The 13,685-nt window shown below is 75.7% G+C and carries 12 protein-coding genes; 4 read left to right on the top strand and 8 right to left on the bottom strand.

The annotated features are described in order from the left end of the window. Positions 1 to 29: 29 nt before the first annotated feature. Positions 30 to 1,331: an amidohydrolase family protein gene (locus tag ACFVU3_RS03880; RefSeq protein ID WP_390063382.1), complete on the bottom strand. Its 1,302-nt coding sequence runs from the start codon at positions 1,329 to 1,331 to the stop codon at positions 30 to 32. A gap of 449 nt (positions 1,332 to 1,780) precedes the next feature. Between ACFVU3_RS03880 and ACFVU3_RS03885 the strand changes: the two genes are divergently transcribed. Next, positions 1,781 to 3,199, top strand: a complete 1,419-nt coding sequence (locus tag ACFVU3_RS03885) for a lamin tail domain-containing protein (RefSeq protein ID WP_390063384.1) — start codon at positions 1,781 to 1,783, stop codon at positions 3,197 to 3,199. Positions 3,200 to 3,232: 33 nt separating this feature from the next. Here ACFVU3_RS03885 and ACFVU3_RS03890 read toward each other — a convergent pair whose 3' ends face one another. Beyond that, a complete protein-coding gene (locus ACFVU3_RS03890; protein WP_390063386.1) occupies positions 3,233 to 3,886 on the bottom strand; it encodes an amphi-Trp domain-containing protein in 654 nt (217 codons plus the stop codon). Between the two features lie 105 nt (positions 3,887 to 3,991). Here ACFVU3_RS03890 and ACFVU3_RS03895 point away from each other — a divergent pair, with 105 nt between their 5' ends. After that, the gene (locus ACFVU3_RS03895) at positions 3,992 to 5,119 is read left to right on the top strand and encodes an AI-2E family transporter (RefSeq protein WP_390063387.1); all 1,128 of its coding nucleotides are present in this window, start codon (positions 3,992 to 3,994) and stop codon (positions 5,117 to 5,119) included. 43 nt (positions 5,120 to 5,162) lie between these two features. On the opposite strand, the gene ACFVU3_RS03900 is transcribed toward ACFVU3_RS03895, so the two are convergent. The 3 genes from ACFVU3_RS03900 to ACFVU3_RS03910 form a co-directional block, all read right to left on the bottom strand. Continuing rightward, entirely contained in the window at positions 5,163 to 5,609 is a 447-nt protein-coding gene (locus tag ACFVU3_RS03900) for an SRPBCC family protein (protein WP_390063389.1), read from the bottom strand. 106 nt (positions 5,610 to 5,715) lie between these two features. Next, a complete protein-coding gene (locus ACFVU3_RS03905) occupies positions 5,716 to 6,624 on the bottom strand; it encodes an ADP-ribosylglycohydrolase family protein (protein WP_390063390.1) in 909 nt (302 codons plus the stop codon). Positions 6,625 to 6,652: 28 nt separating this feature from the next. Next, on the bottom strand, positions 6,653 to 7,249 hold the full coding sequence (locus ACFVU3_RS03910; protein ID WP_390063391.1) for a TetR/AcrR family transcriptional regulator: 597 nt from the start codon (positions 7,247 to 7,249) through the stop codon (positions 6,653 to 6,655). Positions 7,250 to 7,371: 122 nt separating this feature from the next. Here ACFVU3_RS03910 and ACFVU3_RS03915 point away from each other — a divergent pair, with 122 nt between their 5' ends. After that, positions 7,372 to 8,385 (top strand): zinc-binding dehydrogenase, encoded by a 1,014-nt coding sequence (locus ACFVU3_RS03915; protein WP_390063392.1) that lies wholly within the window; start codon positions 7,372 to 7,374, stop codon positions 8,383 to 8,385. 113 nt (positions 8,386 to 8,498) lie between these two features. On the opposite strand, the gene ACFVU3_RS03920 is transcribed toward ACFVU3_RS03915, so the two are convergent. Genes ACFVU3_RS03920 through ACFVU3_RS03930 form a run of 3 tightly spaced genes read right to left on the bottom strand, consistent with a single transcriptional unit; the run spans position 8,499 to position 12,158 of the window. Further along, positions 8,499 to 10,841, bottom strand: coding sequence for an FtsX-like permease family protein (locus ACFVU3_RS03920; RefSeq protein WP_390063393.1), 2,343 nt, complete (start codon positions 10,839 to 10,841; stop codon positions 8,499 to 8,501). Positions 10,842 to 10,881: 40 nt separating this feature from the next. Beyond that, entirely contained in the window at positions 10,882 to 11,655 is a 774-nt protein-coding gene (locus ACFVU3_RS03925) for an ABC transporter ATP-binding protein (RefSeq protein ID WP_390063395.1), read from the bottom strand. Beyond that, positions 11,652 to 12,158, bottom strand: coding sequence for a PadR family transcriptional regulator (locus tag ACFVU3_RS03930; RefSeq protein WP_390063397.1), 507 nt, complete (start codon positions 12,156 to 12,158; stop codon positions 11,652 to 11,654). Before ACFVU3_RS03930 ends, ACFVU3_RS03925 begins: the two co-directional genes overlap by 4 nt. Positions 12,159 to 12,323: 165 nt before the next feature. On the opposite strand from ACFVU3_RS03930, the gene ACFVU3_RS03935 reads away from it, so the two are divergent. Further along, positions 12,324 to 13,622: an ABC transporter substrate-binding protein gene (locus ACFVU3_RS03935; protein ID WP_390063398.1), complete on the top strand. Its 1,299-nt coding sequence runs from the start codon at positions 12,324 to 12,326 to the stop codon at positions 13,620 to 13,622. Positions 13,623 to 13,685 lie beyond the last annotated feature (63 nt).

Genomic DNA, 13,685 nt, shown 5'->3' on the forward strand with positions numbered 1-13,685 from the left:
CGACGCCGGTGACGCGAACGGCGGGCGGGTCAGAGGGGGATGCCCGCGCGGATCACACGGACCGGCGTCTTCAGGAGCGAGAGGTCGGCGAGCGGGTCGCCGGCGAGGAGGACCGCGTCGCCGGCGTAGCCGCGGGCGAGCCGTCCTGCCGTGCCGTCGAGGCCGAGGAGGCGGGCGGCGCCGGTGGTGGCGGTGCGGAGGGCGTCGAGCGCGGGGAGCCCGGCGGCGTGCATGAGTTCCACCTCGCGGCCGACGGGATCGACGGTGCCGCCGGAGGAGTCGGTGCCGGCGGCGAGCGGGACGCCGAGCTCGTGGGCGGCCCGCACGGCCCGCTGCAGGACGGGCAGGAAGGTGCGGCCGCGTTCGGCCAGGACCGGGTCGGCGCTCTCGGCGAGTCCGGCGATGGCCGTGAGGGTGGGGGTGAAGTACGTGTCGCGGCGCCGCATCTCACGGAGGGTGCGCTCGCCGGCGAACACGCCGTGCTCCAGGGAGCGGATGCCTGCCGTGACGGCGTCGTGACAGCCCTTCTCGCTGTAGCTGTGGCACAGCACGCCCTTGCCGTGCCGGCGGGCCGCCGCCACGATCTCGGCCAGCTGCTCGTGCGTGTACACCTGCGCGAGCGGATCCTGGTCGGGGAGGCCCGCGCGCTCGTTGACCCTGGTCTTGATGACGTCCGCGCCACGGGCGGCGTTGACGTCGACCATGCGGCGCAGCGCCTCGGCCGACCGCACGCCGTCCCTCGCCCGCGCCAGCGGGGTGAGGTCCGGGTCGGCGAGGAGGGTGTCGCCGGGAAGCGGCGTGACGAAGACGCCGGCGGCGCGCAGGCGGGGCGCGAGTTCGGGGCTGTGCCGGGCGAGTTCGCGGATGGCGATGTCCTGGTAGAAGGAGGTCGAGCCGCTGCGCGCGCTCGTCACGCCGTGGCGGAGCGCGGCGCGGGCCTCGGCGGTGGTGCTGAGGTGGATGTGCGCGTCCGTGAGCCCGGGCAGGACCCAGTGGCCGTCCGCCTCCAGGACCGGCACGCCGGCCGGGACCCTCACGGAGCCGGTGCGGCCGGCGGCGGTGACGACGCCGGCCCGGATGACGACCACCGCGTCCTCGGTGACGTGTCCGGTCGCGGGGTCGAGGAGCGTCCCGCCCCGGACGACCAGGTCGCCTGTGCGTGGACGCGCTCCGCCGGACCCGCCCGCTCCGCCGGCGGCTCCCGGGGAGCCGGGCACGGCTGCCGCGGCCGCGCCGGCGGCGGCCACGGTGCCGGCGAGCGCGGCGGCGCCGGCGAGGACACCGCGGCGGGTCAGGCCGGAGGGAACGGGCGAGTGGGCGTCGACACACATGGGGACTCCTCGGGAGCGGAAGGACCACGGGTCCCCGTTTTGTATACCAAGTAAAGGATGCGGAACAAGGGGTACCGATCTCCAGGTGCGCTAGAACCTGGGCATTCCGTCCACACCAGCCCACGGAAAGGTTTGAAGACTCCAATCGCAGACATGTTTGGTATACACAGAAGACCCAGGAGTACCGCACCGACGCCCGCCGCCCGTCCGGCGCGCGCTCGCCGCCGCACCAGCTCCCCCGCCGGCCGCACCGCCGAGCGGATCCCCTCGTCGCCACCGGCCTCCATCCCGCACACCCCGTCGCCGCCGCGGTCACCCCGTGCCCGGGGCGGGTGCGCGGGAAGGCTTCGGCTGCTGTTCACGGAGGGGGGCCCGGCACGAGGGGTGGTGTTCGGACGGGGCCGGGACCGTCGTGGCGCTCTGCCCCTCGAACCCCAGGACGGACTTCCGTGACCGTTTCGCGCGCACGCCGCCGGCGCCGTGATCTGCCCCTCGCCCTCACCGCCGTACCGGCGCTCCTCCTCGGCGCGCTCGCCGCCGCGCCCGCGCAGGCCGCGCCCGCCGACGACATCCGGATCAACGAGGTCGTCACCACCGGGTCCGTCGAGGACTCGATCGAGCTGTACAACAAGGGCGCGGCGGCCGTCGACGTGTCCGGCTGGATCCTCAAGGACGACAACAACAGCTCGAAGTTCACGATCGCCGCCGGCACGACGCTGGCCCCCGGCGCCTTCCGCTCCTTCGACGTCCACGGCAGGTTCGGGCTCGGCTCCAGCGACAAGGCGCGCCTGTACCTCGCCGACGGCAGCACCCTCGTGGACAGCCATGCATGGAGCGGCCACTCCTCGCCGTCCTGGTCCCGCTGCCCCGACGGCACCGGGGCGTTCAAGGCGGCCTCCGTCACGCTCGGCGCGGCCAACGCCTGCGGCGGAACCGGCGGCGGTACCGCCCCGGCGGCCTGGCCCGGCGGCAGCACGGTCGCCACGGCCGACGCGGCGAACGTGTTCGGCGGCGACCTGAGCGGCCTCCACCAGGAGGGCGACGTGCTCTGGGCCGCACAGAACAGCGGGAAGCTGTGGCGACTGGTCCAGGACGGCTCCGGCGACTGGACGCCCGACCCGACCGGCGGCTGGTCCTCCGGCAAGACCCTGCGCTTCCCCGGCGGCTCCGGCGCCCCCGACGCCGAGGGCGTCACCGTCACCGGGGCGGGCGCCGCCGCGGGCGTGTACGTCGCGAGCGAGCGGAACGGCGACGCGTCCGGGACCAGCCGGCTCTCCGTGCTCCGGTACGACGTCTCCGCCACGGGCTCCGCGCTGACCGCCGCCCGCGAGTGGAACCTCACCGCGAGCCTGCCCGCGACCGGCTCCAACCTCGGCTTCGAGGGGATCACCTGGGTCCCCGACACCGCGCTCACCGGCGCCGGCTTCAAGGACGCGTCGACGGGCGCCCTCTACGCCCCGGCGGGCTACGGCCCCCACGGCGGCGGCGTGTTCTTCGTCGGCGTCGAGGGCACCGGGGCGGTCCACGGGTACGTCCTCCAGGACAGCGGGGCCTTCACCCGCGTCGCCACGGTCGCCACCGGGATGGCGGGCGTGATGGAGGTCCAGTGGGAGCCGCAGGCGTCCCGGCTGTGGGCGGTCTGCGACGACACCTGCGGCGGACAGCACCGCACGCTGAAGGTCGACGCGTCCGGCGCCCTCGCCGTCAGCGCCGTGTACGCCCGTCCGGCCGGCATGCCCGACCTCAACAACGAGGGCTTCGCCCTCGCCGGAGCCGAGGCGTGCGTGGGCGGCGGCAAGCCCGCCTACTGGTCCGACGACTCCAACACCGGCGGCCACGCCCTGCGCAGGGGCACCGTCAGCTGCTGACCCGCACCACCCGGGCTCCCGCCGCGCGACCGGTCACGGCCGCTTGGCGGGAGCCTTCCCGGCGCCGGCACTCTTGGCGAGGGCCTTCTTCGCGAGGGTCTTCTTCGCGGACGCCTTCTTCGCGGACGGCTTCTTCGCGACCGGCTTCTGGGCCTCCGTCTTCTTCGAGGGGGCCTTCGCCGGTGCGGCCTTCTTGGGGGTCGCCTCCGCCTTCTTGGGGGCGGGCTTCTTGGCAGCCGCCGTCTTCTTCGGGACCGCCTTCTTCGTCTCCGCCTTCTTCGTCTCCGCCTTCTTGGGAGCCGGCTTCTTCGCGGTATCCTTCTTCGCGGCCTCCTTCTTCGCGACCGGCTTCCTGACGGATGCCTTCTTCTCGGAGGTCTTCTCCGCCGCCTTGCCGGACGCCTTCTCAGACGTCTTCTTCGGCGCGCCGGCGACCGGCCACTTGAGTTCGACCTCCAGTTCGACCTCGCCGTCCTCGACGGACAGCTCGACCTCGCCGCGCATGTCCTCGGGGATCCGGAGGTTCAGTACGCCCCCGCCCCAGGCGAGTTCGGCCTCGCCGCCGGCCCGGAGCGCGGCCGCGAGGGCCGACAGCTGGTCGGCGGCCTCCGCCCGGGAGAGCGAGCGCTTCCGCTCGTACTTGAAGTCCTTCATGACGGCCTCCGGTCGTCGCGTGATGGCGTACATTGCGGACAATACTATCGATCTTGGTCGACCGCTGGCCGGGTGAAGGTCGGACGGACGCGGTGCGGCGGGCGGGGGCGGACCCGGTCGCGGTGGTAGCCGTCGGCCATGCAGCCGCAGTCAGCAGGGCCGCCCCGGGTGGCCCCCTTCCTCCGCACGGCCGCCGCGTACGCGTGGCGGCTGCTCGTCGTCGGGCTCCTCGTCTACGCCCTGTTCGCCCTCCTCGGCCGGTTCCACGAGATCGGCGTGGCCCTCTTCCTGGGGCTCGTGATCACCGCACTGCTGCGGCCGGTCGCGGACGTCGTGGCCCGCGGGATCCCGCGCGGGATCGCGGTGGCCCTCACGCTGCTCGGCGGGCTGGCGCTCGTCCTGGGCGTGCTCACACTGGTCGGCGAGGCCGTGGCCGGCGAGCGGACCACGCTGGTGCGGGAGTTCCGGGAGGGGATCGGCCGCATCCAGCGGTGGCTGGAGGCACCGCCGTTCCACCTGCACCCCGGAGCCCTGGCGGACATGGAGGCGCGGATCGGGCAGTTCCTGTCCAGCCACCGCTCGACGCTGGTCGGCGAGGCGGTCAGCGGCGCGCACCACGTGGTGGCGGTCCTGACGACGCTCGCCCTGGCGCTGTTCGCGTCGGTGTTCTTCATCCACTCCGGGGACCGCCAGTGGGCGTGGTTCCAGGAGCAGCTGCCGGTTCCGGCGCGGGGGCGGGTGGCGGCCGGCGGCCGGGCGGCCTGGCGCACGTTCACCGGGTACACGCACGGGATCGTGCTGGTCGCGGCGGTGAACGCGATCCTCGTCGGGGTCGCGCTGTGGCTGCTCGGCGTGCCGCTCGCGGTGCCGCTGGCGCTGCTGGAGTTCGCCGCCGCGTTCGTACCGCTGATCGGGTCACCGATCGCGCTCGCGGTGGCGGCCGTGGTGGCCCTGGCGTCGCAGGGCCCGCTGGTGGCGGCGCTGGTGGTGGCGCTGATCGTCGTCATCGGCCAGATCGAGGGACATCTCCTGCATCCGCTGGTGATGAGCTGGGCGGTCCGGCTGCATCCGCTGGTGGTGGCGATCTCGGTGGTCGCGGGGTCGATCGCGGCCGGCATCGTCGGGGCGGTGGTGGCGGTGCCGCTGGTGTCGGTGGTCTGGTCGGTGTACGCGGCCCTGCGGGAGGAGGCCCGGGGCCGTACGGAGGAGGCACGCGCGCGCGTGGGGGACGAACCGGGGGGTACGGAGGAGGCCGGGGCGGGGTGAGCGGGGCGGGGCCGCCGGGGTGACGGCCCGACGGCCGGCCGGCTCAGGACGCTTCGATCGCGGCCTTGATGCGCTGCCCGAAGGCGGGGGCGTCCTTGCGGGCCGCGGCGAGGGCGAGGCCGACGAGGAGCCTGCCGAGGCCGTGGCCCTCCAGGACGTTGTGGACGCGGACCCGGGTGCGGCCGCCCGGGAGCGGCTCCAGGTCGTAGCCGCCCCGGCTCGCCGTCACCAGGTTCTTCGACTCCTCGGCCCAGCGCAGGGTCCGGGGCGGTTCGAAGGCCGTGATCCGGAAGGTGCGCGCGGTCTTCATCCCGGCGTCCTTGACGGTGCTGCGGAAGAGGGTGCCGACAGCGGTCGGACCCTCGGGGATCCGGTCGATCCGCAGGACGCGGGGGCTGAACCGCGGATCGTTGCGCCCGTCGGCGAGGTACGCGAACACCTCGTCGACGGGGCGGTCGACCTCGACGGTCGCCTCGAACTGGCCGGACATGACGACTCCTCCTTCACGCGAAGAACCCGGACGGACCCGGACGGACCCCCACATCGTCACAGGTCGTCCGGGTCCGGGGCGTTCGACGCACCGCCGGCCGGGGCCGCTACGCGAAGGCGGCCGGAAGGGGCTCGCGGGCCGTGTGCCAGGAGGCGGGGAGGGCGGCGGTGCCCGTACGGGCGGCGATCACCCCGCCCGCGATGGCGCAGGTGGTGTCGATGTCGCCGCGCCCCGCGACGGTCTTCCACAGCCCCTCGTGCAGGTCGTCGAGGTGTCCGGCCGCGCACCACAGGGCGTAGGGGACGGTGTCGGGTCCGGACATGCGGTAGCCGGAGCCGAGGACCTCGGCGGCGTGCCGGACCGAGGTGCGCGCGGGCATCCGGGCGGCGACGCGCAGCCCGGAGCGGACGTCGCTCTCCGGGAGGCGGGCGGCGACGTCCAGGAGGAAGTCGGGGCGCGCCGGGGCGGGGCCGCCGCGGCTGCGGGCCGCGAGCGCGGCGGCGAGGGCGACGGCCACGGCCCCGGCGACCGCCTCGGGGTGGTGGTGGGAGACGACGGACTGGCGGGCGGCCTGCTCCGCGGCGGTGTCGAGGTCGGCGGCGTGCCAGGCGCCGAGGGGGGCGACGCGCATGGCGGCGCCGTTGCCCCAGGAGCCCTGGCCCCCGAACTGGCCGGAGACGACATCGCGCCAGGGCTCGCCCGCGCCGATGCGGCGGAGGACGTCGTGCATGGAGGCGCCGTAGCCGCGGTGGGTGTCGTCGGCGTAGGCCGCCGCGAGGGCCCGGGCGAGGCGGTCCTGGTCGACGGTGCCGGCGCCGTCGGTGAGTTCGCGCACGAGGACGAGGGCCTGGGCGGTGTCGTCGCTCCAGCGCCAGGGCGTCTCCTCGGGCAGGGTGCGCGCCGCCAGGGGCGCGTCGCCGTCCCGGCGGAGGATGCGGAACCAGCGGTCGCCGAAGGAGTCGCCGAAGGCGAGCCCGTGCAGCGCGTCCCGTACGGCGGTCGGTGTCTCGGTCATCGGAGCAGTAGACCAGCGGGGCGGGTGCTCAGGCACCTGGTTTCGGTCCCGCGGCACCGTCGAGGACGAGGTCGACGAGGCGGGTGGCGAGGTCCTCGCCGAGGGGGGCGCCGCTGATGAGGGCGCGGGTGAAGAGGGGGCCGCCGAGGGCCTCGATGACGAGGGAGGGGTCGGTGTCCGGGGGGAGTTCGCCGCGGTCGACGGCCCGGCGGACCATGACGGCGCCGCGGTCGAGGCGGTCCGACCAGTAGGCGAGGCGGCGGTCCGGGAGGGTGTCGTCGCGTTCGGCGCTGAGGCGGAGCAGGGCTTCGCCCTGGGGGGTCGCGAGGAGGCGTGCGAGGGATCCGAAGTAGGCGACGAGGTCGTCGCGGACGCGTCCGGTGTCCGGGAGCGGCACGGCGGCGTCGGCCTGTTCGGTCAGGGCTTCCAGGATGAGGTTCTCGCGGGTCCTCCAGCGCCGGTAGACGGAGGTCTCGTGGACGCCGGCGGCGCGGGCGACGGCGCCGACGGTGGTGCCGGCGAGGCCGTGCTCGGCGAGGACGTCCACGGTGGCGGCGAGGACGGCGGAGCGCATGCGGGCGCCGCGGCGGCGCAGGGGCGGTGCGGGCGGGTCGTCGGGAGCCATGATCCGAGCCTAACGCAGGTCCACTTGCTTTATGCCGCGAAGCGGACGTACGGTGCATCGCAAGGCGACTTGCGTTAAGGGCCTCACGGCCCGGGTCGCCCTCGTGTCAAGGAGGTCACGTCATGTCGCAGATGCTCGCCGCCCGGCTGCACGTCCCCAGCCGCACCCTGCGGATCGAGGAGGTGGCGAAGCCCGCGCCCGGGCCCGGCCAGGTGCTCGTGAAGGTGGAGGCCGCGGGCGTCTGCCTGTCGGACGTCCATCTGATCGACGGCACCCTCACCCCGCTGCTGCTGCCCGGCGACACGGTCACGCTGGGCCACGAGGTGTCCGGCACCATCGCCGAGACGGGTCCCGGCGTCACCCGCTGGACCCCGGGACAGCGGGTCGTGCTGTACGCGGGCGAGGTCCGCGACGGCGTCACGTACACCCGGGGCGTCGACTACGACGGCGGCTGGGCCGAGTACGCCCTCTCCGCCGAGGACGCCCTCACCGCGCTGCCCGACGCGATCCCCTTCGACCAGGGCGCGATCATCCCGGACGCGGTCTCCACCCCCTGGGGCGCGATCACGGTCACCGGCGCCGTGAAGCCGGCCGAGGCGGTCGGCGTCTGGGGCGCGGGCGGGCTCGGTGTCCACGCCGTCCAGCTGCTCCGGGCCGTCGGCGCCTGCCCGATCGTGGCGGTCGACCCCAACCCGACGGCCCGAGAGCGCGCCCTCGCCCGGGGCGCGGACCTGGCGCTGGACCCCGCCGACCCGGCGCTCCGCGAGCGGATCGGCGCCGTGACCGGCGGGGCGGGCCTCGCGGCGGCCTTCGACTTCGCCGGGGTGCCGGCCGTCCGCGCCCAGGCGCTGTCGGTCCTCGCGCCCAAGGGCCGCCTGGTCCTGGTGGGTCTCACCGACAAGCCGCTGACCGTCTCCGACGGCACCCGCTTCAGCTATCTGCAGCAGCAGATCCTCGGCCACTACGGCTCCGACATGCCGGTCGCGCTGCCGCAGCTCCTCGCCCTCGTCCAGGGCGGCCGGCTGGACTTCTCCGGCTCGATCAGCGGCGAGCTGCCCCTGGCCCGGGCCGCCGAGGCGGTGGAACGGCTGGAGAGCAAGACCGGCGACCCGATCCGGCTGATCCTGCGCCCCTAGGCATGTCCGGACCCCGCCGGGCCCGCCCGGAGGAAACGACCGGGCGCCCCTGTACCGGGCCCGTGCCGCCCCCACCCCTGGGCGGCGCGGGCCCGTCCGCGTGCCCCGGGGGCCTACAGCGTCTCGCCGGCCGAGTCGGCCAGGCGGCGGCGGGCGGTGCGGACGGCCGGGGTCAGGGCGGCGAGGGCGCCGGTGGCGGTGACGGTGAGGACCAGGGCGGCGAGGACGGCCGGGTCCGGGAGACGGGCCACGCCTGCGCCGAGGCCGGTCGCCGCGGCCTCGGCGTCGACGAGGCGGTGGCCGAGAGCCGCGCCGGCGGCGGTGCCGAGGAGCGCGGCGGCCAGGGTGGTGAGCGCGGCGGAGGTGACGACGACGGCGCCGATCTGGCGCGGGGTCAGACCGATGGCCCTGAGGGCGAGCAGGTCGCGCACCCGGTCGCGCACCCCGGTGCCGATCAGGGTGAGGAGTTCGACGAGGGCGATCAGGGCGAGGACCGCGACGAGGGCGGCGAGGACGCCTCGGGGGGCGTCCTCGCCGTCGGCCGGGTCGGCCGTGCCGCGGATCTCGACGTGTGCGGGAGCGGCCGCGGCGACGGCGGCGGCGACCGTCCGGGGGTCGGCGCCGGGTTCGAGGACGAGGGCGTGGAAGGCGGGCCGGAGGCCGGGGGCGCCGTCGCGGAGGGTGTCGAGGGTGGTGGTGACGACCCGGCCGCCGTGGTCGGGTTCGATGCTGCGGCCGACGAGGTGGAGGATCTGCGGCCGGCCCTCGACCGTCATCCGCACCCACTCCCCCACCCGTACGCCGAGCAGGTCCAGGAGGCCCTGGCCGGCGACGGCCTCGTCGGGGCCGTCCGGTGCCCGCCCCTCGACGACGGTGTGGGGGTAGGGGGCGCCGCCGGAGCCGAGGCCGCGCAGGGTGATGGTCCCCGTCTGGCCGGGGACGAGCGCGACGGACTCAGTGCCCGGGACGGCGTCGGCGACCCCGGGGACGGCCTCCAGGGCGGCGGCGAAGTCGCCGGCGGGCGGGGCCTGTTCGGTGCGGACGGTGAGGGCGGCGGCGCGGCCGACCCGGGCGGGGTCGGTACGGAACTGGCCGAGGGTCGTCCAGGCGACGAGGGCGACGGTGATCAGGGCGAGCGGGAGGGCGAGCCGGGCGGTCGAGCCGAGGGCGCGGGCGCGGCCGGGCGCGGTGAAGGCGGAGCGCCAGCCGAGGACGAGGACCGGCGAGAGGCGGAGCCCGAGGGCGCGGCGCCCGAGGGCGGAGAGCGGGCGGGCGGCGGGGTGGGCGGAGCGGGCGGCGGGGACCGGGGGGACACGGCCGGCGCGCCAGGCGGCGAGCGCGGTGGCGGCGGCGATGAGGAGGACGGCGGCGACGGGGACGCCGACGACGGCGGCGCGGTGGCCGGGCATGCGGGGCCAGAGGGTGACGGCGTCGCCGATCCGGCCGGGGATCCACCGTCCGCAGGTCAGGGTGGCGGCGGTGCCCAGGGCCGCGCCGGCGACGGCGAAGCCGAGGTGCTGGAGGAGGAAGCCGCGGACGACCTGGCCGGGGGTGAAGCCGACGGCCTTGAGGACGGCGATGTCGCCGGCCTGTCCCCTGATCCGGGCCCGGACGGCGCCGGCGACGGCGACGGCCGCGGCGAGGAGGGCGGCGAGGCCGAAGGCGGCGAAGATCTGGCCGAGGAGCCGGTCGTCGCCGCCGATGTCGGCCTTGGCCTGCTGCCATTTGGTGACCTGGTCGATCCGTCCGGCGCCGAGGAGGGTGACGGCGCGCTGGACGGCGTAGTCGGTGTCGGCGGGGTCCTTCAGGCGGAGTCCGGCGGTCTGGCCGGTGGCGGCGGGCGCGAGGCGGTCGAGGGTGCCGGGGAGGATCCAGCCGGTGCCGTCGCCCTGGCCGGCCCGGTAGCGCGGTTCGGCGGTCTCGGCGACGCCGGCGACGTACAGGGTGCGGGTGGTGGGGCCGTCGCGGCCGGCGAGGGTGAGGGTGACGGTCTCGCCGGGTTCGGCCCACAGGGCCCGGGCGAGGCCGCGCTCCAGGACGATCTGGTCCCGCGGGCTCCCGCCGGTGAGCCAGTGGCCGTCGGTGAGGAGGGGGCGGGCGGTGCCGGGCGGGCGGGCCCCGGTGGCGCGCAGGACGACGCCGGCACGGGTCCCGCCGGTCTCCAGGGTGGCGGCGGCCGTCCGGAAGGGCCCGGAGACGGCGGCGACCTCGTCGAGGGAGGCCAGCGGGGCGAGGGCGGCGGGGTCGAACCCGTCCCGTCCGTCGCGGCCGTGGAGCCAGACGTGGGCGCCCTGCGACTGGTTGAAGACGCGCTGCCAGGGGTTGACGGCGTAGCTGAGGAGGGCGGCGGAGAGGAGGAGGGAGGCGATGACGCCGGCGCAGGCGAGAACGGCGAAGAGGGCTTCGCCGCGGTGGGTGCGGAGGTCGGAGTGGACCCACCGCCAGGTCGCGCGCATGTCGCCTTCCCTTCGTCGCTGCCTCGGTCCTTCCGTGCGGTCAGTCCTTCAGGTCGAGCACACCGGTCACCCCCGGGCGGGCGGGGGCGGGGTCGCCGAGGGGGGCGTCGTCGGCGACGCGGCCGTCGAAGAAGCTGATGACGCGGTCGGCCGCGCTCGCCATCCGGGCGTCGTGGGTGACCATGAGGATGGTCTGGCCGCGGGCGTGGAAGCGGGCGAGGAGGCGCAGGACGTCGCGGGTGCCCTTGCTGTCGAGGCTGCCGGCGGGTTCGTCGGCGAGCAGCAGGGCGGGCTGGTTGACGAGGGCGCGGGCGAGGGCGACGCGCTGCTGCTCGCCGCCGGAGAGGGCGCCGGGGAGGGCGTGCTCCTTGCCGCGGAGGCCGAGTTCGGCGAGGAGTTCGTCGCGGCTCGCGCGGGCGGCGCGGGGGCCGGCTCCGGCGAGGAGGGCGGGGAGCTCGACGTTGTCGGCGACGGTGAGGTGGGAGACGAGGTTGAAGAACTGGAAGACGACGCCGACGCTGCGGCGGCGCAGGACCGCCCAGCGGGCCTCGCCGTAGCCGTCGACGCGTTCGCCGCCGAGCCAGAGGCGGCCGGCGTCGGGGCGTTCGAGGCCGCCGACGAGATGGAGGAGGGTGGACTTGCCGGCGCCGGAGGGGCCGGTGACGGCGACGAACTCGCCCTCGCGCACGGTGAGGTCGACGCCCCGGACGGCGTGGACGGGGGCGCGGTCGCCGTGGTGGGTCTTGGTCAGGCCCACGGCGTGCACGATCGCCCCCGGCGGGGGCGGGCCTCCGGCGGGCCCCGCGTCGGTCATTCGAGCTCCTCCTGACAGCGCTCCAGCCAGTCGAGGTCCGCCTGGAGGTGCAGCATGGCGCCTTCGATGAGGAGTTGGGCGATCTTGTTGTCGCGGTCCTCGGCGGCGGCCAGCCGGGAGAGGCTGCGCATGGTGTTGAGGTGCTGCCGCCGCTGCCGGTTGATCAGGGCGATCGGGTCGGCGATTCCGGTGAGGGGGGCGAGGGCGAGTTTCATGAAGAATCCGTCGCGCACCCGGGGTTCGTCGGTGGTGTCCTCGAACCACGCGGCGACGGCCTCCCGTCCGGCGTCGGTCAGGCGGTAGATCCGCTTGTTGGGGCGGCCCGTCTGCTCGACGTCCTCGCCTTCGATGAGTCCGCTCTTCTCCAGCCGGCCGAGGGTCACGTAGACCTGGCCGACGTTGGGCTGAGGGTAGGCGGAGCCGAGGAGTTGTTCAAGGCCCTGCTTGAGCTCGTAGCCGTGGGCGGGGCCCCGGGTGAGGAGTGCCAGCAGCTGCTGCCGCACGCGCTCCCCCTTCTGTGTCGTGCGCCGTTCCCGGCCCGGTGATGGCGGCCCGGGGGCCGGTGGACCGGCGGTCGCCGGGTCCGCCGGACCAGTATCACCGATGGGGCGCGCCGTGGGTCTGCCACGATGGGTCGTCGCGTTCGGCACCATGTCCGGGAGGAACGCATGGGGTGGGTACGGTCCGTCGTGAGAGGCGTGCTGGTGGTCTCGGTCCTGCTGGCGGGGTGCGCCGGGGGCGCGCCGCCGTCGGGGGCGGGGCCGGCCGGGGGGCGGGGCGCGCTGACGTTCGTGACGGCGGGGGATCTCACGGACTATCTGGCGCCGCTGGTGGCGGAGTGGAACGCGGAGCGGCCGGCGGAGCCGGTGACGCTGGTGGAGCTGCCGGACGCGGCGGACGAGACGCGGGCGCAGATGCTGAGCGAGCTGCGGTCGGGGAGCCGCCGGTTCGACGTGCTGAACATCGATGTGGCGTGGACGTCGGAGTTCGCGGCGGCGGGGCTGATCGCGCCGCTGGAGCGGGAACGGTTCGATCTGGCGGCGTTCCTGCCGCCGGTGGTGGGGACGGCGACGTTCCGGGGGCGGCTCTACGCGGTGCCGTACGTGACCAACGCCGGGTTGCTGTACTACCGGAAGGACGTGCTGGAGGCGGCGGGCGAGCGGCCGCCGCGGACCTGGGCGGAGCTGGCGCGGCTGGCGCGGACGCTGGCGCCGGAGCACGGGCTCGGCGGCTACGCGGGGCAGTTCCTGCCCTATGAGGGGCTGACGGTGAACGTCACGGAGGCGATCCAGTCGGCGGGCGGGACGGTGCTGCGCGAGGAGGGCGCGCGGGTGGGGGTGGATTCGGACGCGGCGCGGGCGGCGCTGTCGTTCCTGGCGGGCGGGGTGCGGGAGGGGTGGATCCCGACGGAGGCGCTGCGGTTCAAGGAGGAGGAGTCCAGGGCGGCGTTCGAGGAGGGGCGGCTGCTGTTCCTGCGGAACTGGCCGTACGTGTACGCGGACGCGGGCCGCCCGGGGTCGAAGGTGGCGGGCCGGTTCGAGGCGGCGCCGCTGCCGGGGCCGGACGGGCCGGGCACGAGCGTGCTGGGCGGTTCCAACCTGGCGGTGTCGGCCCGGTCGCGGCACCCCGCGACGGCCGCCGACTTCCTCGCGTACCTGACGAGCGAGCGGGTGCAGCGGCAGGTGCTGACCCGGGGGTCGCTGCCGCCGGTGCGCGCCTCGCTGTACGCGGATCCGGAGCTGGTGGCGGCGCACCCGTACCTGCCGATCCTGCGGGAGAGCGTGCTGGCGGCGGTGCCGCGGCCGAAGAGCGCCCGGTACGACCAGGTGAGCCTGGCGGTGCAGGCGGTGGCGCAGGACGTGCTGGCGCTGCGGACCTCGCCCGAGGAGGGGGTGCGGCGGCTGACGCGCGAGCTGGCCGCGATCCCCCACGACGGCCGGGAGGCGGTGGTCCCGGCCGGTTCCTGACGGCACGTCCGTCCCTCCCTTCCCCGGACCCCTCTACCTACACGTTAGGTAGAGGGGTTCTCC

It is taken from the genome of Streptomyces sp. NPDC058052 (assembly GCF_042885515.1).
GTDB lineage: Bacteria > Actinomycetota > Actinomycetes > Streptomycetales > Streptomycetaceae > Streptomyces.